Raw genomic sequence first — 23884 nt, forward strand, 5'->3', positions numbered from 1 at the left:
AATGGTCAGTACACTAACAATCCACACATCAACAATCCACCCATTAACAATTGACACATCAGCACATCAACTCATCAGCACATCAACAATTCCCTCCTTTATGCGCCAAACTTTACTCCGGGCCTTATTTCTGCTGCTGCTCCTTGCGGGGCTGCGTCCAGGGTCGGCGGTGGCTTCCCACTTGCTGGGCGGCGAAATGACCTATCAATACCTGGGTGCCAACGGACCAGCGGGCACGCAATTTCAGTACCGTATCACGGTTTTTATTTATCTGAACACCGAATGCCCCGTACCGGGTAGCCCCTCCCAAACGGTGTCGAACGTACCAGATGGGCGCTGCAACATCTTTCTGAGTATCTATAACAAGAGCAACGGCCAGCGCATCGTCAGCGGGCAGGGCACCCAGAGCTTTCCGTGTGTTCAGACCTCCTGCGGCAGCAGCGTAAACCAGCCCGACCAGCAGCCGGCCGGCACGTTCCGGTTGCCGCGGGTTTCCAACCCCAACATCACGCCCCCGCTGCCCGGCGGGTGCAGCATTCCGGCCGGCACGGTGCCGCCGGTGCGCCTGGCCCGCTACGAGGCCATTGTGAACCTGCCCGTTTCGATTGATGGCTACTACGCGGTGTACAGCGACGGCACGCGCAACTTCAACATCGACAACCTGAGCAACCCCAGCAACCAGAACCAGACGCTGTACGTGGAAATGGCGGGTCCGCTGCTACCCAACTCCTCGCCTACTTTCTCGGATACGGCCGTGGTGGTTATCTGCCAGGGCGACACCAGCATCTTGGTAAACAACGCCGTAGACCCCGACGGTGACCGGCTGATTTACTCGTTCAGCACGCCCTACAACGCTGGCCAAATCAACGGGCCCACGTTCACGCCGCCCCCGCCCAGCGTCACGTATGCGCCGGGCTTCTCGTTTATCAACCCCTTCGGCACCACGGCCGGCAACTATGCTTTTCTGAACGCCAGCAACGGCATCAGCCGCTACGCTACCTCCAGGGTGGGGCGGTTTGTGGTAGCAGTGGAAGTGAAGGAGTACCGCCGCATCAACGGCAGCGAGGTGCTGATTGGCTCCACCCGACGGGAAATCCAGCTGGTGTCGCGCACGTGTCAGCCCAACTTGTCGCCGCAGTTTACGCCGGCTTCGGTGGCAGTTCGCACATTTACTATCGAGGAAGGGCAGCCCCTCACGTTCAACCTGGCCGCCACCGACCCCGACGGCAACTCCATCAACCTCAGGGCTAATAGTGTGCTGCTCGATGGGTCGGGGCCGTTCAATGCCAGCTTTGGGGGCAACCAGGGCACGGTGCTACCGGGCGCCCCTACCGGCAGCGTAACGCTGCAAGGCACGGGCGGCAACGTCAGCGGCCAGTTCGTGTTCAACAGCCAGTGCGGCAACGCCCGCAGCACCCCCTACGACGTGGTAATAACGGCTTCCGATGTGGCTTGCGGGTCGAAAACGGTAGCCGAAGTATTTCAGATTCTGGTAACCAAAGCCGCCGGCCCCGCCAGCATTGCCGGCGACGCCGTTATCTGTGACCGGACCGTGCCCCGCTCGTACGCGGCCGGTGGCGCTACGCCCGCCTCCTACCTCTGGACAGTGCGCGGCGGTACCATTCAGGGTTCCAGCACTGGCAATACGGTGCAAGTACTTTGGAACGGCTCGGGCGCGGGCCGCGTAACGGTACGCGGCGTGTCGGCGCTGGGCTGCCCCACCGACTCGGTTTCGCGCACGATTGACGTGCGGCCGGCCGGGGCACTGGCCGTAACTCCGGCCAACAGCACCATCTGCCAGGGGGCATCCACTACGCTCACGGCCTCGGGCGGCACCACCTACACCTGGACCAGCAGCACCGGCCAGACCTTTACTGGAGCCACTATTACGGTCAGCCCTACTGCTACTACCACCTATACCGTTTCCACGTCCGACGGTATTTGCACCACCACGCGCGCCGTAACCGTAACAGTGAATACGCAGGCCATGGCCAATGCCGGGCCTAATGCCATTACCTGTTCGGGCGTGGGCACCACCCTGGGCTCGGCGGGCTTAACGGGTTATACCTACAGCTGGAGTCCCGCTACGGGCTTGAGCAGTGCCACTGCGGCCCAGCCTACTTTCCTGCTGACCAACACCGGTACCACGCCGCAAACCTATATCTATGTCGTAACGGCTACCACCGCCGCCGGCTGTCTGGCCCGCGACACAGTAAGCGTGTTGGTGAACCCAGCCGCCGTTGCGCAGGCTGGTCCCGACCGGGTGTTTTGCTCGGGCAGTGTGGCATCGTTAGGCAATACAGCCAGCATTGTAGCTGGCAGTACGTACGCCTGGAGCCCTGCCACGGGCCTAAGCACCCCCACCGCCGCCACCACCGACGTTACGTTAATCAACACTACCTCGGCTCCCATCGTCAATCAGTATATTCTGACCGTAACGACTGATAATGGCTGCGTGGCGCGGGATACCGTGCGCGTAACGGTAAATCCGGCGGCCGTGGCTACTGCCGGCACCGACCGGGCCACCTGCTCTGGTGTGGCTACCACGCTCGGGGCCGCCGCCTTGACGGGCTACACTTACAGCTGGAGCCCGACTACCGGCCTCAGTAGCTCTACAGCCGCCAACCCGAATTTAACCTTAACTAACACGGGCGCTACGCCGCAGGTACTTACCTACACCGTAACGGCTACCACTGCCGAGGGCTGCACCAACACCAGCACCGTCCGCGTGACCGTAAACCCTGCCGCCACTGCCGCCGCCGGCCCCGACCGAGCCGTATGTTCGGGGGTGGCTACTACCATTGGCGCGAGTGCCCTGACGGGCTATTCGTATAGCTGGAGCCCCGCCACGGGCCTGAGCAGTGCTACCGTTGCCAACCCCACCCTCACCCTGCCCAACACCGGCACCGCGCCGCAAGTGCTGAGCTACATCGTAACGGCTACAACCAGCAACGGCTGCGTGGCCCAGGACACGGTGCGCGTCACTATCAACCCCGTATCGGTAGCCAACGCGGGTACCGACCGGGCCGTTTGCTCCGGCGAGCAAACCACGTTGGGCTCGGCTAGCCTTACTGGCTATACCTATAGCTGGAACCCGACTACTGGCCTCAGCAGCAACACGGTAGCGCAACCTATTTTCTCGCAAACCAATACCGGCACTACGCCGCAAGTGCTTACCTATACCGTAACGGCTACCACCACTGAGGGATGCACCAACACCAGCACCGTTCGTGTGACCGTAAACCCTGCCGCTGTAGCTAATGCCGGTACCGACGCGGCCGTTTGTGATGGGAAGCGCACCACGCTAGGTACCACGGCCCTAACCGGCTACACCTATAGCTGGAGCCCGGCTACCAACCTCAGCAGTGCCACTACTGCACGGCCTGTTTTCACGGGGGTAAACGCCACCCAAGCTCCCCTCACGCTTACTTACGTGGTAACGGCCACTACGGCCCAGAACTGCATCGGGCGCGACACGGTGCGCATCACCGTGAACCCGCGGCCCCTAGCCGACAGCATCCAGGGTACAGCTTCGGTGTGCCCTACGGCCCAAGGCATTGCGTATTCCATTCGGAGCCCCCGCGGCACGGCTTATCAGTGGCTGGTAACGGGCGGTACGCTGGCCAGCGGCCAGGGCACCGGCGCTATTACCGTGAACTGGGGCGCGGCCACTACCACGGCCAGCGTGAAGGCGTTCCAGCTGAATTCGTTTGGCTGCTCTTCCGATACCATTACGTTCCCGGTGCGCGTCAATCAGCTGCTGGTAACCCAGCGGCCGACGGGCCCGCTGAGCGTGTGCCTCGCCGATGGGCCGTTCACCTACCAAACTCAGCTCACCAACGGCTCGACCTATGGCTGGCAGATTGTGGGCGGTACGCAGGTAAGCACCAGCCAGAACACGGTGCAGGTGAACTTCACGCGGGCCGGCATTGCCAAAATCGTGGTAACCGAGTCGAGCAACCCGGCCGGCGGGCGCTGCCTGGGCCAGAGCGACACCTTGTACGTGACGGTGCGGCCTTCTCCGGCGAATAACCTGCTGATTAGTGGCCCAAACCGCGCTTGTGCCAGTCCGCAATCCTCGGTGAACTTCTCGCTGCCGGGCGGTGCCGGCTCCACCTACGCCTGGACGGTGAACGGGGTACCGCAGGCCAGCCCAGCAGGCACTTTGCCCGTAGCCACCACTACACCAGGCACTTACGCCATTACGGTACGCGAAACCAACACCAGCAACTGCACCGGCCGGACGTACTCCACTTCCTTGACCGTAGTACCCGCTTTGGCTATCACCGGGCCGGCCAGCTACTGCCCCGAAACCCGTACCAACCTCACGTACACCGTGGGGCCATCGTCGTTGCTGATTGGCTACCGCTGGACCGTAACGGGTGGCACCATTGTGAGCGGGCAGCGTACGGGCACTATTCAGGTGAGCTTCCCGGCAGGTACCACCCCGGCCACTATTTCGGTGACGGATACGGCCAGTGCCGGGTGTAGTGCCACGTTCATCGTGCGCCCCGACAATGCCAGCGTAGCCCTCACAGCAGCTTCGGTAGGCCCACAGAACGACCGGCAAGTGGTGCTCACGCTCAATGTGCCCAACAATACCGGTAACACCAACCGAGTGAACATCCTGCGCCGGCCTGCCGGTAGCACGGCTGCCTTCACCAACGTAGGCAACGTAGCCAACACCGCCACTACCTTCACCGACAGCGGCGTGGATGCCGACGCCAGCGCCTACGACTACCGCCTCGACCTCACCAACGCCTGCGGTACCGTACTCAGCAGCACGCAGCACACCACCATCCGCACCCAGGCCACGGCCACGGAAGGCGGCGCCGGCCGCGACGAAGGCAAAGTAACCGTGACATGGAACCCGTATGTGGGCTTTGCAGTACGCGAATACCAGGTGTTCCGTACCCCCGACAATGGCACTGAAACCCTGCTGCAAACTGTACCGGCAAGCACAACCAGCCTCACACTGGCAACCGGTAGCGCCGGCTTCAATCAGTGCTTCCGGGTGCAGGCCGTTGGCACCACCAGCACCCTGGTATCATCGTCGAACGTGGCCTGCGTGGAGTTTGCCAACGACCTGGTGTTCTACAACGTGGTAACCCCGAACGGTGACGGCCTCAACGACCAATTCATTATCAAAAACGTAGAACTGTATGACGGTACCCTCACCGTATTCAACCGCTGGGGCAAGGAAGTGTATAAAGGCAGCAACTACCGCAACACCTACGACGGCGTCAACTCGCCGGCCGGCGTGTATTACTACCAGTTTCAGCTAGCCAGTGGCCGCTCGTACAAAGGCTGGTTTGAAGTGGTGAAGTAGGAACGCGGATTTCGCAGATTGACGCGGATTAATCGGATTTTGTGGACGATTCTGATTCCAGTATTTCGTCTATTCTAACAAACAAAAAGCCTCACTGCGTGAGGTTTTTTGTTTTAAGCCGGGTTTCCTATTAGTGTGTTATACTGCCAAGTCCACCTAATCCCCAATCCAATTACCAGCGCAAGGAGCACCGCCAAGGTAATCGGCCACAAAATCCGACGAATCCGCGTCAATCTGCAAAATCCGCGTTCTACCTTTGCCCGGTGAATAAGACTGCTAAAAATATCCCGCCGCAGGATCTGCGTGAAGTTGAGATTCAGGACATGGTGGCCGAGGGCAAATGCCTGGTGCGCGTCAACAACCTCGTTATTTTCGTAACCCACGTGGCACCCGGCGACGTGGTGGACTTGCGCATCAGCAAGTCGCGCAAGAACTACCTGGAGGCCGTGCCCACCAAGTTCCACAAGTACTCAGAGCTGCGGGTGCAGCCATTCTGTGAGCATTTCGGGACGTGCGGGGGCTGCAAGTGGCAGCATCTGGGCTACGAAACCCAGCTGCAATTCAAGCACCAGCAGGTGACGGACACGTTGCAGCGCATCGGCAAAGTGGCGCTGCCCGAAATCCAGCCCATCCTGCCCTCCCCCGACCAGACCTATTACCGCAACAAGCTGGAATACACGTTCAGCCACAACGGCTGGCTCACCAACGAGCAGATCAGCTCGGGTGAGAATTACGAACGGCGCGTACTGGGCTTCCACACCCCCGCCCGCTTCGACAAGATTCTGGACGTCAACCACTGCTGGCTCCAACCCGACCCCAGCAACCAGATTCGGCTGGCCGTGCGCGACTATGCCCGCGAGCATGACCTGCCGTTCAACAACCTCGTCACGCAGCAGGGCTTCCTGCGCAACCTCATCATCCGGACGGCTAACAGCGGCGACCTGATGGTGATTTTGCAGTGCTACTACGCCCACGACGCCCTGCTTCCGCTGCTGGATTACCTGGCGGAACGGTTTCCGCAAATCACCTCGCTCAACTACGTGCTCAACAACAAGGGCAACGAAACCTTCCACGACCTGGATGTGGTGTGCTACAAAGGCGAGCCCTACATCCACGAGGAGATGGAAGGTCTGCGGTTCCGCGTCGGCCCGAAATCGTTCTACCAAACCAACTCCGAAGGCGCCTACAACCTCTACAAAGTAACCCGCGACTTCGCCCAACTAACCGGCAACGAGCTAGTGTACGACCTCTACACCGGCGCCGGCACCATCGCCAATTTCGTGGCTCGCCAGGCCCGGCACGTGGTGGGCGTGGAATACGTGGGGCAGGCGGTTGCTGATGCCCGCATCAACTCGGAAATCAACGGCACGACCAATACCGAGTTCTTCGCCGGCGACATGAAGGACGTGCTCAGCGCCGAGTTCATTCAGCAGCACGGCCGCCCCGATGTAGTCATCACCGACCCGCCCCGCGCCGGCATGCACGAAGACGTAGTGCGCCGCCTGCTGGAAATGCGTGCCCCCCGCATCGTGTACGTCAGCTGCAACCCCGCCACCCAAGCCCGCGACTTGGAGCTACTCGATGAAGCCTACAAAGTAACCCGCGTGCAGCCCGTAGATATGTTCCCGCATACCCACCACGTGGAGAACGTAGTGGCGCTGGAACTGCGGTAATTGAATTACACCGAAATCTTATGGGACTTGACATGACCCTAGCTAGAGTTGTCGGCGATGAAGTCAATGACTATGACTACTTTCTTGCAGAAGAGTCACCAGAGTAGTGGCCGTTTTCTACAACGATTTTGTTGACGATGTATGTTTAACCCGTCAGCATGAGGTTGAACGGATGTTGACTTATGTTGATGAAAAACATAAAGCTGATTTTGATACTGCATTCGTCAAGCAATTCGAGGAAGGCCGAACGATTGTCATTGTCAGCTGGTAACCACATCTGTCATCCTGAGCTTGCGAAGGACCTTATCACGCCGGAACAATCGAGTTTATGCCGTACTATGTGTATATCACTACAAATCCGGCTAGAAAGGTTCTATACATTGGGATAACCAATAATTTGTCTGGGCGCATAGCACAACATTATGCGAACCGGGGCACAGAGCAGACGTTTGCCGGACGCTATTTCTGCTACAACCTTGTGTATTTTGAAGAGTACACTGACAGCAAAGCCGCTATTGCCCGCGAGAAGGAATTGAAAGGCTGGACACGAGCAAAAAAGGAAACACTAATTGCTATTAGCAATCCGGACTGGAGTTTCATACCGCTTCAGTGAAAGACCAGACGTGATAAGGTCCTTCGCAAGCTCAGGATGACACGCTAAATAATAACAGCAAAGTTTATATGGACTACGCCAACGACCCCGAACTGAACGGCAAATACCTCGGTACCATCACCAAGGATTTTGCCACTGTTTCTGATACGCTGCAAGAAGCTTCTGCCCAGATTCGTAAGCGGGACATTTCCAAGTACCCCATTTTCGTGTTTGCCCGCCAGGAAGTACCGCTGGGTGGTCTGCTCATCAACGCCGACGAGCTGAACCTGGAGTGGCACATCTTCGCCTCGTACTTGGAGTTGTTTGTGCAGCAAGGCATTGTCGGAACCGACGGTATCGAAGCCTTCCAGCAGACCTACAAAGACCCCGACGAGTTCTGCTGCCTGTTCGTGCTGGACGAGGAATTCACCAACTTCGTGTACGTGCCTTATCCGGAGGACTAACGTCAGTTAAAAATCAAGAATTAAAAATTGGCCGTTCAGCGTCCCAAGTGGGAATTGTTGAACGGCCAATTCTTAATTCTCAATTTTTAATTCTGAAAGTGGTTGAAGCCTTGGGCTCGTAGCGGTATAGACTGGCCGGATTTGGTGACGAGGTTGGCGCCTTCGCTCTTTTCTACCATGTGGCCGATGATGGTGATGTCGGGGTGGTTCTTAATTTTGTCGTGGGCGGAAAGCGGGACGGTGAAGAGCAGCTCGTAGTCTTCGCCGCCGTTGAGCATGCACATGATGGGGTCGAGGTTGAATTCCTCGGCTACTTCCAGTGTGGGGTTGGCAATGGGCAGATTCTCGGTGAACACCCGCGCACCGGTGCCGCTGGCCTGGCAGAGGTGCAGGACTTCGGAGGCCAGCCCGTCGGAAATATCAATCATGCTGGTGGGTACTACGCCCAGGTCGCGCAGCTCGTGTACCACATCCATGCGGGCTTCGGGGCGGAGCTGGCGCTGGAGCACGTAGGGATATTTGGCGAGTTCGGGCTGGGTTTCGGGGTCAGCTTGCCAGGCTTGCTTTTCGCGCTCCAGCACCTGCAACCCCAGGTAGGCGCCGCCCAGGTCGCCAGTTACGCACAGCAGGTCGTTGGGGCCGGCCCCGCTGCGGCGCACGGCTTTGCCAGCGGCCACCTGGCCCAGCGCCGTGATGCTAATGGTCAGGCCGCCGCGGCTGGCGGTGGTGTCGCCGCCCACAATATCTACGTCGTAGGCTTCGCAGGCCAGGCGCATGCCTTCATATAGCTCTTCCACGGCTTCCACTGAAAACCGGGCGGGTACGCTCAGCGCCACTACCAGTTGGGTGGGCGTAGCATTCATAGCCGCCACATCCGACACGTTGACGGCCACTGCCTTGTAGCCCAGATGCTTGAGCGGGCAGAACGTGAGGTCGAAGTGCACGCCTTCCACCAGCATATCGGTGCTGATAACCAGCTCATGGCCAGCGGGCGGGGCCAGAATAGCGGCATCGTCGCCGATGCCGAGCTTGCTGCTGGGCTGGCGTAGCGTGATGGTGTTCTGAATACGGCGGATAAGACCGAACTCTCCTACGGTATCGAGAGGCGTGATGTCGCTCATAAATTTGAATTGTTGCGCTGGTTGGGTTGGTGCTGCCGGTGTACTCGTACGATGCCGGCACTTGCCGTATTGGCGTAAACGGGGCTGCAAAGGTAGACAAGCCCTAGTATAGGCAGGCAGCCTGAAGATAATCTTGTCGCTGGCTACAAGGGGCAAGATACAACGCAGTGGTTTCCTGGCGAGTTCAGCTATCTTCCGCATCTGCTTCAAGCAGCAGGCACTATCTACACCTGGCTGTGCGTTGAGGCGAGAAGTGTATAGGGCGTTTCGGCCCATTATGCACGCATGTATTCTGAGGCTTGCTTGTTTACTTTGTCTGTCTGTTGAATTAACCCGTGAAATCTGTGTTCAAACACTCCTCTTGGCTGGTATTACTCCTTGCCCTCACTACGCTGGGTGCCTGCAACCGCACCCCGAAAGCCTTCGACCCAGCTTCGGCCGCCGCTGCTAAAGAGCAGCTCGACGTACTGCGCGACACCGTTGACACTCGTTGGACGCAGATGATAGCCAGCGACGACGCCAAAATATCGGCCACCAACCAAATTCTGAACGAGCTGGAACGTTCACCTAGCGCCGATAAACAGCAGCTTCAGCAGTTAGCGGCTGCCAACAACCGCTTTAAAAAGCTGCGCTACCAGCAGCTTTCCATGCAGTCAGACGATATTGACCGGTACGATGCTGCCCAGGATTCGCTGCTGAGCGTGTTGCGCACGGTGGTTTCAGTGAATGCCAGTGCCAGTGCTACGGTGCAGAACACGTTTGATACCATTGGGCAGTACGATGGGCAAGTAGCCGGCTACCGGGTGCAATACGACCGGGCGGCCAAGCAGTTCAATAACTACCTGCAATTGCACCAACCCGAACTGCAAACCTTGGGCGGAAAATACAAGCAGCTGGCCCCGCTCCCACTGTTCGAAATACCGCAGTAGCACTTCCTGCAACTCTGCCGCTACGGCCACTCAATGTTGATTGAGTGGCCGTTTTCATTTTAATCAGCTGATTATCAACGATAAAAATATTTTATTTATTCCAATGCAACCGAATGTAGCATTAGCGGCTCTTCTTTGTGGCAACCACAGTTACCGCGCTGGCGGTTGCTTTGGTTGAGTTGGTTGTGGAAAGGCGACCGGAGTTTTCCGGCCGCTTTTTTATATTGCCTTGCCCGTCGCTAACAAGTATCAGCAGCGACAGATAGCAGCAAAAAGGGCCTGGCTCATTGGAACCAGGCCCTTTTTGCTGCTATCTGCTGAACAACTGGTTCTGCTATAGCTTAGCCATTTCCTCCCGTACGAAATCGGCGAGGGTACGCAGGTAGTCGGTGCTGAAGTCGAAGCGGATACCGGCGGCGGCGTAGATTTCGCCAATCGGGGCGGTATAGCCTAAGGCCAAAGCGCGCTTGTAAGCGGCCAGCCCTTCCTGCGGATTCTGGCGGTAGTTACGCCACACGGCAATAGCGCCGAGCTGTGCCATGGCGTATTCGATGTAGTAGAACGGCACTTCGTAGAGGTGCAGCTGCTTCTGCCACAAATACGGCTTGAAGCCTTCCAACCCTTTCCAGCTGACCGTACGCTGGTTGAACTCGTCGAAAATAGCAGTCCAGCGCTGGTGGCGCTCCGCTTCGGTGTGCTGCGGGTTCTCGTACACCCAATGCTGAAACTTATCGATGGTAGCTACCCACGGGAAAGTTTCCAGCACGCTTTCGAGGTGCGTTTTTTTGGCACGGCGCAGGTCGTCGGGGTTGGTAAAGAACACGTCCCAGTGATCCATGCTCATCAGCTCCATGCTCATCGAAGCCAACTCAGCCACCTCAGACGGTGGGTGCTTGTCGGCGCCCAGCGGTAGGTTGCGCGTGAGGAAGGAATGCACCGCGTGGCCGCCTTCGTGCAACATGGTCACCACGTCGCGTAGGGAGCTAGTGGCATTCATGAAGATGAACGGCACACCGGTTTCGTCGAGCGGATAGTTGTAGCCGCCGGGCGCCTTGCCCTTGCGCGACTCCAGATCCAGTTGGCCCATCTGGCGCATGGTGCGCAGACAGTCGCCGAGGTAAGAATCAAGGTTCTGGAAAACGGTAATGGTTTTTTCCAGCAATTCCTCTCCCGTTTCGAAGGGCCGCAACGGTGCCTTGCCCGACACATCTACGTCTAAGTCCCAGGGGCGCAGCTCGGCCAAAGCCAAGTCCTGCCGCCGCTCCAAGTCCAGGTCGTCGATGAGAGGCACCACGGTTTCACGGATGGCCTTGTGAAAGTCGAAGCAGTCCTGCGGGGTATAGTCGAAGCGGCCCAACGCGGCAAACATATAGTCGCGGAAGTTAGCAAAACCAGCATTCAGCGCCATGCTGTGGCGCAAGGTTACCAGCTCCGTAAACAGCTTGTCCAGCGCTTCTGAGTCGCGCAGGCGGCGGGCCTGAATCAAGCGGTAGGCCTCTTCCCGTATGGTGCGGTCGGGACTTTTCAGCCGGTCGGCGGCGCGGGGCAAGGTCATTTCCTCGCCGTCGAGCGTTACCGTCATGGCTCCGGCAATGGCGGCGTATTGCTGCTGCTTGGTGCTGATTTCGGTTTTAAGCGGAATGTTTTCCACCCGGTAGATTTCCAGCGCCTGCCGTACCGAACGTAAGAACACCCGGTACTTCTGTGAGTCCAGCTCCGGTAAAAAGTCTGAGCCCATCATTTTCTCGTTCAGGGCGTGGTCGTACGGGGCCACGTTGGGCTCAATCTCGCTCACGAAGAACTGAAAATTAGCGGCCCGCTGCTCGTCCTGCGTGTCGCAGGTCATGCGGATATAGCGCCACGCCAAATCCTCGCTCAGCGCCGCCTCTAGCTCCGACCGGTCGAGCAGCCACCGCTCCAACTCTTCCCCCGAAGTGATGTTCCGGCCGCGCAACTCACCGAAAAAAGGCTCCAACGACGCCCAATCCGTTACGTGGAAGTCTTCGGGCAAATACTGCCGGGGGGGCCGTTGCGTGTCGGTGGCCGAGGCGACCTGCGGTTCTGTTGAATTCATCATAAGCAAGAAGATACGGAAAAATGCCCCAGTCGGTAGGAGCGGCTGGTTGTTTTAATCGATTTCGATTACTACGTCGCTGGTAAGCGGGTGCGCCACACACACCAGCACATAGCCCTGCTTCAATTCTGAATCGGAAAGGCCTTCGCGCTCATCCAAATGCACCTTACCGGAGTGGCATTTGCCCCGGCAGGCCGTGCAGAGCCCGGCCTGGCAGGAGTACGGCAAATCGATGTCCAAATCGAGGGCTGCTTCCAGAATGGTTTGGTCGGGCGCTACTTCAATCTGGTATTCCGAACCCTCATAGTTGACCGTGACGGTGCGGGTTTTCAGCTGGCCATCGTCGTCGGCCGTGGATACGTCGCCGTGGCCATTGGGCTGAGCGGCGGCCGTTTCCTGGGTTTCGGCGGCGGCCACGAAACTTTCGCGCCGAATGTTACCGGCCGGTACACCCAGTAATTCCAGCGCCGACTTGGCTTCCAGCATCATACCGTCGGGGCCGCAGAGATAATACTCGGCCTGCGCCGCCGGAAACTGGTGGCGCTGCTCCAGAATACGCAGCAACATGGTGCGGTTCAGGCGCCCCACATGCTGGTGCGCAGCCACCGGACCAGTAGGCTGGCTGTACACGTGCTCTACCTGAAAGCGGCCAGCGTACTGCGCCTCTAGCTGCTGTAGCTGCTCCCGGAAGATGACAGAAGCCTCATTGCGGTTACCGTACACCAACAGCACGTGGCTTTGCGGCTCTTCGCGCAGCACGGCTTTCAGCATGCTCATCAGCGGCGTAATGCCCGAGCCGGCACCCACCAACACCAACGAGCGGGCCGTTTTGGGGCTGGTTTTAATTACGAAATTACCCAGCGGGGCCATAGCCTCCAGCTGCTGCCCTACGCGCACGGTATCCAGCAGATAGTTGCTTACCAACCCGCCCGTTACGCGCTTCACCGTAACCGAGAGGCGCGGCGCCTCACTGGGCGTGCTGCTGAGCGAGTAGGCGCGGCGCTCTTTTTTGCCGCCGGGACCACAAGGCAGAATCAGGGTCAGGAACTGACCGGCTTCGCTGGGCAGCGTCTGGCGGTTGGGGTGCTCAAGGTGAATCGTAACAGCGTCATCGGTTTCCTGGGTTAATTCGACGACGTTGAGGAAAAGGTACGGAGTGCTCATTGGTTGCGCAGCGACTGGGCTTGGGTACGGGTAACTAAGGAAATGATAACTATGCCTACCCCCACGGGGTTCAGACGAATTGCAAAGTACGGGAATCTATTACGGATGCTTTAGCTTGCACTCCCCTTCGTGTGGTGTAAAAGATTGTCCTGTTGCTTGCCGGTGCGGCGTACCAGGCCACACCACTACCCCGTATGAACACCGTCCGCCGGGCTATCATGCCCGGCTTTCGTCCTTGATACCTACTTGATTTATGCTTGCCGAACTCCTCGAACGTCATCAGCACGAGTTTCATGCCATTCTGCCCGTAGATTTGAATGCCCCTGACGTGGCCCGCCTGGACTTCACCGCCAACAACCCCCTGGTGCGCGACGCTGACCTGCGCGACACGGCCGCCTTCGAGGCACTGGTTGCCGAACTCTTGGCCGCGCAAGAGGCGCATATTGGGGTGGGTGGTTACCTGGAAAACCGGGTTATTTACCGGCGCAGCCCCGGCCTGTTCGGCGACCCGGCCGTGCCCGCCCGTTCTTTACATTTGGGTGTGGATGTATGGCTGCGCGCCGGTACGCCCGTGCTGGCGCCGCTTGATGCGGTGGTGCACAGCGTGCAAGACAACGACAATTTCGGTGACTATGGACCCACGGTTATTTTAGAGCACCAGCTGGAAGGCGAAACGTTTTACACGCTCTACGGCCACCTCACCCGCCGCGAAACCGCTTTGCTCCGGCCGGGAATGGCCATCGAAAAAGGCCAGACTTTCACGGAAGTCGGCCCCGCCCCCGAAAACGGCGACTGGCCGCCGCACTTGCATTTCCAAGTCATTGCCGATATGCTCGGCCTAACGGGAGACTTTCCCGGCGTGGCGCTGCCCGAAGAACAGGATAAGTGGGCCGCCCTCTGCCCCGACCCCAACCTGATTTTGCAGAGCCAATGGCTGTAGGGCTACGTCCTATCCTGGATTCGCAGAACAATGTAGAGACGCGACACTTCGCGTCTCTCGTTGCTGAGGTTGTTTACCCTGTGTCGTCCGAACGGCGCGGACGCCAAGACGCGAAGTGTCACGTCTCTACATTGTTCCGGCATTGCTATTGTCTTACGCAACTGCTTTAATCGAACTTGATGGCGGCTACGGGCTTGATGCGCGAAATCAGGTAGGTGGGAATCAGGACGGCCAGCAGGGACGTGGCGAAAGTGGCTACGTTGAGCAGTACGATGATGGCCAGGTCCCAATGCACTGGCACCCGGTCCATGTAGTAGTTTTCGGGGTCGAGGGGGATGAGGTGGGTGTAGTACTGCAACGCGCAGAAACCCAAGCCGACAATGTTGCCGAACAACATGCCGCGGAGCGTCAGGCTGATGCCGCGGAAAAAGAACATGCTCCGGATCTGCCGGTCGGTGGCCCCAATGGCTTTCAAGATGCCAATCATGTTGGTGCGCTCCAGAATCATGATGAAAATGGTAGCCACCATGTTGAACGTAGCCACGAAGATGATGAGCAGCAGGAAGATAACCACGTTGCGGTTGAGCAGCTGCAGCCAGTCGAAAAGCTGCGCGTACTGGTCGGTAATCTTATCGAGCTTGAGGTCGTAGCGCAGGTTCTCGTACATATTCTCCGCCACCGGGTCGAGGCGGTTGAAGTTCTTGAGCACCACTTCCACCCCACCCACCAAGGAGTCGGGCCAGGCGTTCAGCTCCCGAATCTGCCGCAAGTCGCCGATAACGTACACATCATCAAACTCATCCAGGCCGGTTTGGTAGATGCCACTCACCCGGAATGGCCGGACCCGGGGCGGATTCTGGATGAAGTAGAACAGCGTTTTGTCGCCCACTTTCAGGCGCAGCTTGTCGGCTACTTTGCGTGAAATCAGGATGTCGTTGGAGGCCGCCGAATCGGGGAAGCTCAGGAACTGGCCGGCCACCAGGTTCTGGCGCATCGGCGAGCGGCTGTCTTCTTCCGATATGCCTTTGAGCACCACACCCAGCACTTCGTCCTTGGTTTTGATGATGGCCGTTTTGCGGGCAAAGGGCTGCACCGACTGCACCTGCGGAAACCGGTGCAGCTCCTCAATCAGGCCGGGGCCACCAATCGGCTCAATCTCAATGGAGTTGTTGGTGTCGTATTTGCTGACCGTGAGATGCGAGCCGAACGAGAAAATCTTGCTTTGAATCTCGTTGCGGAAGCCTTCTAAAATGGCAAACGACACTATCATCACCGCCAGCCCGAGGGCAATGCTGATGATGGCTATCTTTGTCACCGACGAAGTAAAAGACCCCGAGTCGGCTCCGTCAATCTTGTGGGATATGTACCGCGAGACGTTCACTGCCGTAAAGCTACATGTCTACGGCCAGTTTCCTAGCTTCGTTTCCTGATGCTTCTACCCAACTTCTCCAGCCTCCTCGGCCTGACTCTCCTGCTGTCCGACTGCGCTACCACTGCGCCGGCCACCACTACCCCTCCCCCATCTGCGGTGGTCAGCTCGGCCCCACAGGTAGTTACCGATGCCCTCCCGGCTGCGCCGGCCTTGCGGGTGGGAGCCGAACAGTTTGCACAGTACCTGCCGCAGCTCAAGGGCAAACGGGTGGGTCTGGTAGTCAACCAGACGGCCCGCGTGGGCAAAGCGTATTTGGTTGATACGCTGCTGGCGCAAGGCGTGGGCGTGAAAGTAATTTTCGGGCCGGAGCACGGTTTCCGGGGCGAAGCCGCCGATGGGGCTACTATTAAAGACGGCAAAGACGCCCGCAGCGGCCTGCCGGTGCGCTCCTTGTACGGGGCCACCAAAAAGCCCACTCCCGAAATGCTGGCCGACGTGGACGTACTGGTGTTTGACATTCAGGACGTAGGCACGCGCTTCTACACGTTCATCAGCACGATGCACTACGTGATGGAAGCCGCCGCCGAGCAGGGCAAGGAGGTGATAGTGCTGGACCGCCCCAACCCCAACGGCTGGTACGTTGATGGCCCGGTGCTAGAGCCGGCGCACAAGTCGTTTGTGGGCATGCACCCCATTCCGATTGTGCATGGCCTGACAGTAGGCGAATTGGCGAAGATGATAAACGGCGAGAAATGGCTGGCCGGTGGCAAACAGTGCCGCCTAACGGTAGTACCGGTAGCGGGCTATACGCACTCTACGCGCTATGCCCTACCCATTGCCCCGTCGCCGAACCTGCCTAACCCGCACTCCGTGGCCCTCTACCCCACGGTGTGCATGATGGAAGGTACCGACGTAAGCGTGGGCCGCGGCACGGCCATGCCGTTTGAGGTAATTGGAGCACCCACGCAGCCGGCCACCCGCCCGTTCAGCTTCACGCCCAAGCCCAATGCCGGCTCGCCCACCCCGCCCCAGAACGGCAAGCTCTGCTACGGCCTCGACCTGCGTGAAACCGGCAACAACGTGGGCTTCACGCTGAAATATCTGCTGGATTTCTATCAGCAAAGCACCGCCAAAGACAAGTTCTTCGGCAAGTACTTCGAGCAGCTTTCGGGCACTTCGGCGCTGCGGCAGCAGATTATTGCCGGTAAGTCGGAAACGGAAATCCGGAGGTCGTGGGAGCCGGCGCTGGGGCAGTATAAGGCCATGCGCAAGAAGTATCTGCTGTATCCGGACTTTCAGTGATTTACAGACACCCCTGGTTTGTAGAGTGCACAGAACGTTCTGCGTCCTCTGCGTAACCTTCTGCGCCTTCTGCGGGCTAAAAACTCTTAAAACGACATGCTGAAAATAGTTTTCATGGGCACCCCCGAATTTGCGGTACCCACGCTGGAAGCCCTAATAAACTGGGACGGGTGCCAGGTGGTGGCCGTGGTAACGGCGCCCGACAAGCCCGCGGGCCGCGGGCGGCAACTAGCCGAGTCGGCGGTGAAGCAGGCGGCGGTGCGGCATGGCCTACCGGTGTTGCAGCCGACTAACCTCAAAGCCCCGGAGTTCCAGGAGGAGCTGCGCAGCTACGCGGCTGATTTGCAGGTGGTAGTTGCGTTCCGGATGCTGCCGGAGGCAGTGTGGAATATGCCGCCGAAGGGTAGCATCAACATTCACGCGTCGTTGCTGCCGCAGTACCGCGGCGCGGCGCCCATCAACTGGGCCCTCATCCACGGCGAAACCGAAACCGGCGTCACGTCTTTCTTTCTGCGCCACGAAATTGATACCGGCGACCTTATTTTTCAGGACGTGGTGCCCATTACGGCCGAGGATGATTTCGGGTCGTTGTATGAGAAGCTGAAAACCACTGGCGCGCAGCTCGCCCTGCGCACGGTGCAGGCCATTGCGGCTGGCACCGCGCCCAGCCTGCCCCAGGTGGAAAGTGCAGCGTTGCGCGCGGCCCCCAAAATTCAGAAGGAAACCGGCCGCCTCGATTTCACGCAGCCGGCTGTGGCGCTAGCCAACTTGGTGCGCGGCCTCTCCCCCATTCCCACGGCCTTCACGCAGCTACCGGATGGCCGTACGCTCAAGGTTTTCAAGGCCCAACCGTTCGATGACGAGGAAGCCAGCGGCCCCGACTCGGGCCACATGGGACGCTGGTATTCCGATGGCCGCACCTATCTGCGCGTGCAAACCGCCAACGGCCTACTCGATTTGCTGGACGTGCAGCTGGAAGGCAAAAAACGCATGACGGTAGTGGAGTTCCTGCGCGGTTTCAACACGGCACAGTTAAACTCAGGAACCAAGCAGTAAGCGTTGGTAGCGGCATCAATCAGCACATCAACAATCAGCCATCAACCTAATGCTTGCATTCGTAGTAGCCACCGCCGAAAATCGGGTTATCGGGCGCGACAATCAGCTCATCTGGCATCTTCCCGCCGATTTAAAGCATTTCAAACAACTCACCCAGGGCCACCCCGTCGTGATGGGCCGCCGCACCTATGAAAGCATCGGCCGGCCGCTGCCTAACCGCACCAACATTGTAGTCACTCGGCAGCAGGACTGGCAGGCCGAAGGCTGCGAAACGGCGCATTCAGTACCGGCCGCGCTGGAACGGGCCGCGCAGCTCGACGAGCAGGTGTTCGTGATTGGCGGCGCCGAAATCTACCAGCAGGCCCTATCCGCCGCCGATACCATCTACCTGACCGAAGTACACCACGAGTTTGAAGGCGACGTACTGTTTCCGGAGCTAAACCACGCCGTGTGGCGCGAGGAATCCCGCCAGCGCCACGAAGCCGACGACAAGCATGCTTACCCGTTCAGCTTCGTAACGCTGAAAAGAAGATAGCGAAGTGGTTGTTCCTGTCGGTATCTATTGCTTGGGATAATGGAAAAGCAAAAGCCCTTACCATCATGTGAATGGTAAGGGCTTTTTTGAAACCGGACTCCTGAAGGCTAGCGCAGAAGCACAATCTTTCCCCAGTCTTTTTTGAAGGCCTGGTCGCCGGCGGTGGCGCGGCGGCTGAACTTGTCTTGCGGGTCGTCGAGCATCACGCGGTACAGGTAGGTGCCGTTGGCCAGCCGGTCACCGAACTGGTCGGTACCATCCCAGGCGTACTCACTGATGTTGTTACCGATACGCAGGGGGCCGAGCTCGGCCATCATAATCTCGCGCACCACCCGGCCGGTCAGCGTCAGCACCTGAATTTTCATGTTACGCGGCGGCTCGGTGCCCGTCAGCGTGAACACAAACCGGGTTTTGCTGGTAACCGGGTTCGGATACGGGTAGATGTTGCTGATGGTCGATTCGTTGACAACCTCGAACGTAATGCGGTACGGCTCGGCAGCGGCGGCTTTGCCGGTGGCATCTCGCCCTTGCACCTCCAGTGTGTAGATACCGTTATCAAGCGGGGTGGTCTGGCCCATGCGCAGCTCTAGCTGGGCAGTGCCCTTGGTTGAGTCGGAGGAGAAGCGCACGTTGCTACCCGTCAGGTCGAGGCGGCTGGTGGGTTGGTTGGGGCCAGTCAGCAGCACGTCAAAGTTGCTGGTGCCCTGAATCCGACGTAGTCGGTCATCATCACGCAGCTGCACCGTAATGGTTGGGGCCGGGGATACAATGTCGCCATTCAAGATGTGCAGGCCGTCGAAAGCCACATCCAGGGTGGGAGGCACGTTGCGGTCCTCCACCCGGAAAGCGTCCAGCACCAGCTCGTTGTTGAAGGCATACAGCTCCGGCAAGGCCCGCGGGCTGGGATTCACCACTACGTTGCCGCTCACACTACCCGTCAGGCCTACCACGTTCACGCGGGCATCGAAGCTGACCTGGCTGTTGGCTTGCAAGGCCCCGCCCGGTACGTCTACCAACGCTTCTTTCACTCCGTTGCTTTCATTGCGCAGCAGAATCCGGGCTTTCATCGGCCCGCTGAAGTTGATGGACGACACATTCTGGAATACCACCGGTACCGTTACAAAGCCCGTTTCACTGGCTTGCCGGGCCAGCGTGGCCGGGTCGTAGGCGGAAGCTGGGGTAGCCAGGTCGCGGCGCACAATGCCTTCCGGCACGCCCTGGTAAGTTACCAGCCATTGTTTCAACTGGGGCGCGGTGCGGTTCAGCGTGTCACGCAGCTCCAGCACCAGTTGCAGGTAGGGATACTGCCGGGCCGAAATATTTGCCAGCGCTAGGTTGCGGCTGGTTACGTTGGCATTTAGCACCCGCTCCACGTTCAGCGTATCAATGCCAATCAGCTTCAGGGTGTACTGGTCGGTGGCATCGGGCGTGCGCACGGTGTGGTACAGGTTCTGCCACTGTTGGGCCGGCCCAATCCGCGTGGACGTCACGCTGCCACTGCCGGCCCGGGTCAGAAGCGCCGCATTCAGCGTAATCACCTGGTTGATGCTGGGGGTTGGGTTAGTAGGGTCGGCGGTTACTTCGCGTACCACCCGCGGGTTTGGGCCTTTCTGTACCAGTAGCGCGTATGGTTCGCCATCCTGCAACGTGTTGATGCGCGTTGCGCCCAGAGCCGTAAAGGCAGCTTTCAAGGAAGCCGGGAACGAGGAGAAATTCACCTTGTTCATGGAAATCAACGCTACGTAGTCGCCGGGGCGCACATTGGTTAGCAAAGACTGCAGCTGCGCTTGCCGGGTAGGCGTGTTTAGGTTGTCGGCGGTATTATTAGGGTCGGCCGAGGCAAAATGATAATAACGCAGGTTACCCTGGCCGCAGGAGTCGTAGCCCCCTGCCACGTTGCGCACGGGCCGCAGCGTACGACCACTGAACACCGCCACCATCATATTAGGCTTGTTAGGTCCGCAGTTGGCTACATAAGGCGAAACCGATGTGCTGATGCCATCTGTTAACGCATTGAAAGTTTGTACGGCTCCGGTGCCGCCACCACGCGTAGCCAACGCTATTGGCTCGCTGATATCCGCGAAATCCCAGCGTCCCGATGGGGCAGCTACGCTCACGCCTGTCAGTTGGTCGCGGCGGAACTGCCCGTGGTGGCTCTGCGACCAGCCTCCGTTGGTGCCCTGAATCACGCGGAACGAGCTGGTAGCCCACTCCGGACTTTCATCTCCTACCGGCGCTTGGAAACGCAACCGCCAGTACCACACCACACTATCGCGCCCAGCCAGCGTTGGCAAGGTTGGCCGCCAATCGGGCACCAGCGTAGTGGTGATGGTGCGGGTTTGCCTGATGGGACTGGCACTGGTGAAAGTAGGTACCGTATCCAGCTCCATTTCATACACCCTTGACGCCCCGCGCGGGTCGTTGGTTTGGCCAACTAAGCGCAGGTTGGTAGCGGGCACAATGGCAAACTCCGGCGGCCACACCGTCCGGACACCACCTTGCAGGAAGTTGAAGTTGATTTGCCCGGTGTTGTTGGTTTCGCTCAGTTCGGTTACCCGGTTGCGGTAGTCGAGGGCTACTTCAAAACGGTTATCCCCGAACACGTTCCCGGTGTTGGGCAGCACGAACGTGTAAGTACTGTCATGCCACGCCTGACGAACGGTGTACGTTTTGATATCGGGGATGCGGCCGGTTGCCACTGGGTAGGTCCGGGTGATGCGGATATCCAACGAGTCGTAGGTGATTTTGCCAGGGTTACTGACGCGTACCAGCAGCTTGAAATCGGGCGAGGAAGCCTGAATTGTTCCTGTACCATTGGGCTGAAGCTGGAGGTCGGCGTTGCTGGTGATGAAGTCAGGCCGTTCGGGAGCATAGAATCGTAGGGCCGGGTCGCCAAGCCAGGTATTCATCATGGCCAAGGCTATAGCCGAGCCACCGCCACCGGTTGCAAGTAGCAAGCGGCGGTTTGCTTCAGCTTGCAACACCGGAATCGGCTTGCCATACCAAGCCGGCTCGTTGAAAGCTACTTTATAGAACTCGGTGCTGAATACATCCAAGTCATAAGCAAAAGCTTCATCGGAAGCAGCCATAAAGCCAACTGCTCCTTTGTTTTCTGCAAAAATCCAGTTTTCCGATACGGTTTTTGTGCTGTTGTTTCTATCCACTGCGTTGGCAGCGCAACCGTTCAGCAGAAATACCGGGTACTTACCAAGATTGTTGTAGCCTTTGCTTGGTTCAGTGGGGTCACCGAAGTTGAGGTCGAACGTGGATGTAGAGCCATGCCCGAAATACGTGACCAAGGAAACGCCCGCATTTATTTCCGGGGCAATAGTCATGTTTACCGGTAAGTTGGTGCCCCCGGACAAACGCCGGCGGTAGGTATTCACTACAGTTCCACCAAACAGCGGCTTCTCGGCCAGGCGCTTGTATCTATCCAAGTAGCCTTCAAATTCCAACTGCTGGTTTACCCCGTCGCCGCCGCCCAGATGCACAATATTCTTGCGCCACGGTTCTGCGCCCAGTGCCTCGTGGGTTTTCAGCTTATCCAAGTATCGGATTATTTCCTGGGGGCTCGTAGCTGGCAGCCGGCCGGTAGGCATGCGGGCGGTATACTGGTTGTTTTCCCAGTCGGCAGAGAGGAAGTTGTCGGAGCCGCTGCGCGTGGTACTAGGCACCAGGTCAAGCGGGGAGCCTTGTCGCCGCTCGGCCACAATCAGGCCTTTGCCTAGTATCAACAGGTAGTTGGTTTGCGAAGCCGGCGAATTGGCCAGCTCCCAGCGCACAAAGTTGCGCATAGCCCCTACCGACTTCTCGCCGTAGTGAAACTGGTTGTACAACTGCTCCGAGGTAACCACCACGGTGTCGTGGCGCCCACCCTGAGTGGAAGCCCGGTAGGTGGCATAAGCCCGCACTGCATCCACGCCATTTACAGGCCGCATAAGAGTAGAGTGCGTGATAATCAAAAAGTTGGAAGCCGCACCATTCAGTGTTCGGAACTGCACGCGCGTAGCGGGCCGGGGCGTTGCGGCTTGGGCTTCATCGGCTAAAAGCAGGCGCCGGGTTTGGCTGGCAGTGGCCCCAGGGAAGCTGTAGCCACGCTGCTGGCCGGCCAGGGCAATACCTTCCACGCGTTGCATGTTGTAAATATCAGTCAGGTCGAAGCCGCGTACGGTAGCCGGAATGCTGTCCACGGCGTAGTAAGCCGGCCCCGCCAGCGTGGAATCGTTGCGGAACGCCATTTGCTTCATACCAGCGCGCCACCGGCTGGCCTGCGGAAACGTGTAGCGTACGTACCCCACTCGGAAACCATGCTGCTGGCCTGCAATCCGAGGGCCCGTGTCCCGTGCGAATGTCCACAGCACACCGGCTCCGCTCACGTCGGAGTTTTGCAACTGCGTCCGAAATATGCGCTTCTCGTACCCGTTGAATGAAACCGAGCCGATTACCCGTTCGGTGTTGGTGCCGGGCTGTAATACGCTTATCTGTACGGTGTGGGGCCCGCTCCAAGCTCCAACAAACAGCAGTTCAACCTGCGGCTGAGTTGCACCGGCACGAGGCACGGCCCACACTGAGTCGCATACCATGTTGGCTACTTGGTTTGCATTCGGAGTGCTACCACCAAATTGGACCGATAAAAAGCCTTCCCCTGATTCGCCCCAGGGTTGGTACACGTTCACCCCTGGCTCATCGTTCACATAAGCGAACTGCCCCTGCACGGGGTTGCCATTGTAAATCAATTGGCGTTGCGCCAACCGGGCGGCCTGTGGTGTGGCAGTAGGCGTGGTAGCCACGGCCGTCATGCGCTTGCCGTTGGTAGTAGCCGACCACGTCAGGAAGTAAGCAGCCGTATCGGTGTAGAGGCTGTATAGGTCGTGCGGCTGCGCGCTAGCACCGCCTTTATAAATGGCTTGGTCGAGCTTGCCGTCGTTGCGCTGGCCATAAAACTCGAAAAACGTGGTAGCGTCGAGCGTGGCTTGGTTGCCACCGGCGTAGATGGCCAGTTCCCGCCCGCGCCGCCACAGCTGAATCCGCTGGGGATTCACGCCGCTGATACCCGCCTGCGCCAGATACTGCTGGTCGATGCGGTAGAGGGCATCCTTGGTAACTTTAATTTTATAATACTGCTGGCCAGGCACTATCCACTCGTTGCCGTAAGGCGTGGTGTTTTGCGCTGCCGCCGGTGCCGCCGCCAGCAGCCATCCGAGTAGCAGTCCGCACCAGCCCAGAAGTTGCGTGGTGTAGTAGCGTTGTTTCATACTAATTACTGATTATTACTCATTGCATTACCGATGCTGATTATCGAGGTTATCCAACAATCAGCACCAGTAATCAAC

14 protein-coding genes are annotated in these 23884 nt (G+C 58.6%); 9 read left to right on the forward strand and 5 right to left on the reverse strand.

Annotation, left to right across the window (positions count from 1 at the left end):
* The first annotated feature begins 100 nt into the window (after positions 1-100).
* The 4 genes from J0X19_RS16465 (at position 101) to J0X19_RS16480 (ending at position 8058) form a co-directional block, all read left to right on the forward strand.
* Positions 101-5329 (forward strand): T9SS type B sorting domain-containing protein, encoded by a 5229-nt coding sequence (locus J0X19_RS16465; RefSeq protein WP_206985520.1) that lies wholly within the window; start codon positions 101-103, stop codon positions 5327-5329.
* Positions 5330-5592: 263 nt separating this feature from the next.
* Complete coding sequence (rlmD, locus tag J0X19_RS16470; protein ID WP_317194784.1) at positions 5593-7002, forward strand: 23S rRNA (uracil(1939)-C(5))-methyltransferase RlmD; 1410 nt, start codon at positions 5593-5595, stop codon at positions 7000-7002.
* 328 nt (positions 7003-7330) lie between these two features.
* Positions 7331-7615, forward strand: a complete 285-nt coding sequence (locus J0X19_RS16475; protein ID WP_206985521.1) for a GIY-YIG nuclease family protein — start codon at positions 7331-7333, stop codon at positions 7613-7615.
* 68 nt (positions 7616-7683) lie between these two features.
* Positions 7684-8058, forward strand: a complete 375-nt coding sequence (locus J0X19_RS16480) for a hypothetical protein (protein ID WP_206985522.1) — start codon at positions 7684-7686, stop codon at positions 8056-8058.
* 86 nt (positions 8059-8144) lie between these two features.
* Here J0X19_RS16480 and thiL read toward each other — a convergent pair whose 3' ends face one another.
* A complete protein-coding gene (gene thiL, locus J0X19_RS16485; protein ID WP_206985523.1) occupies positions 8145-9179 on the reverse strand; it encodes a thiamine-phosphate kinase in 1035 nt (344 codons plus the stop codon).
* Positions 9180-9514: 335 nt separating this feature from the next.
* On the opposite strand from thiL, the gene J0X19_RS16490 reads away from it, so the two are divergent.
* A complete protein-coding gene (locus tag J0X19_RS16490) occupies positions 9515-10108 on the forward strand; it encodes a hypothetical protein (protein ID WP_206985524.1) in 594 nt (197 codons plus the stop codon).
* A gap of 334 nt (positions 10109-10442) precedes the next feature.
* Here the strand turns inward: J0X19_RS16490 and J0X19_RS16495 are convergent, their stop codons facing one another.
* A complete protein-coding gene (locus J0X19_RS16495) occupies positions 10443-12185 on the reverse strand; it encodes a M3 family oligoendopeptidase (protein ID WP_206985525.1) in 1743 nt (580 codons plus the stop codon).
* Between the two features lie 51 nt (positions 12186-12236).
* Complete coding sequence (locus tag J0X19_RS16500; protein ID WP_206985526.1) at positions 12237-13346, reverse strand: ferredoxin--NADP reductase; 1110 nt, start codon at positions 13344-13346, stop codon at positions 12237-12239.
* A gap of 253 nt (positions 13347-13599) precedes the next feature.
* Between J0X19_RS16500 and J0X19_RS16505 the strand changes: the two genes are divergently transcribed.
* Entirely contained in the window at positions 13600-14286 is a 687-nt protein-coding gene (locus J0X19_RS16505; RefSeq protein ID WP_206985527.1) for a peptidoglycan DD-metalloendopeptidase family protein, read from the forward strand.
* Between the two features lie 166 nt (positions 14287-14452).
* On the opposite strand, the gene J0X19_RS25155 is transcribed toward J0X19_RS16505, so the two are convergent.
* Positions 14453-15601 (reverse strand): ABC transporter permease, encoded by a 1149-nt coding sequence (locus J0X19_RS25155; protein WP_317194785.1) that lies wholly within the window; start codon positions 15599-15601, stop codon positions 14453-14455.
* Positions 15602-15715: 114 nt separating this feature from the next.
* Here J0X19_RS25155 and J0X19_RS16515 point away from each other — a divergent pair, with 114 nt between their 5' ends.
* The 3 genes from J0X19_RS16515 (at position 15716) to J0X19_RS16525 (ending at position 18551) form a co-directional block, all read left to right on the forward strand.
* Positions 15716-16960, forward strand: coding sequence for an exo-beta-N-acetylmuramidase NamZ family protein (locus J0X19_RS16515; RefSeq protein WP_206985529.1), 1245 nt, complete (start codon positions 15716-15718; stop codon positions 16958-16960).
* Positions 16961-17056: 96 nt separating this feature from the next.
* Complete coding sequence (gene fmt, locus J0X19_RS16520; RefSeq protein ID WP_206985530.1) at positions 17057-18016, forward strand: methionyl-tRNA formyltransferase; 960 nt, start codon at positions 17057-17059, stop codon at positions 18014-18016.
* Between the two features lie 49 nt (positions 18017-18065).
* Positions 18066-18551 (forward strand): dihydrofolate reductase, encoded by a 486-nt coding sequence (locus J0X19_RS16525; RefSeq protein ID WP_206985531.1) that lies wholly within the window; start codon positions 18066-18068, stop codon positions 18549-18551.
* Between the two features lie 107 nt (positions 18552-18658).
* On the opposite strand, the gene porU2 is transcribed toward J0X19_RS16525, so the two are convergent.
* Entirely contained in the window at positions 18659-23806 is a 5148-nt protein-coding gene (gene porU2 / locus J0X19_RS16530) for a putative type IX secretion system sortase PorU2 (protein ID WP_206985532.1), read from the reverse strand.
* Between the last annotated feature and the right edge of the window lie 78 nt (positions 23807-23884).

Origin of the sequence: Hymenobacter telluris, from assembly GCF_017313265.1 — a bacterium.
GTDB lineage: Bacteria > Bacteroidota > Bacteroidia > Cytophagales > Hymenobacteraceae > Hymenobacter > Hymenobacter telluris.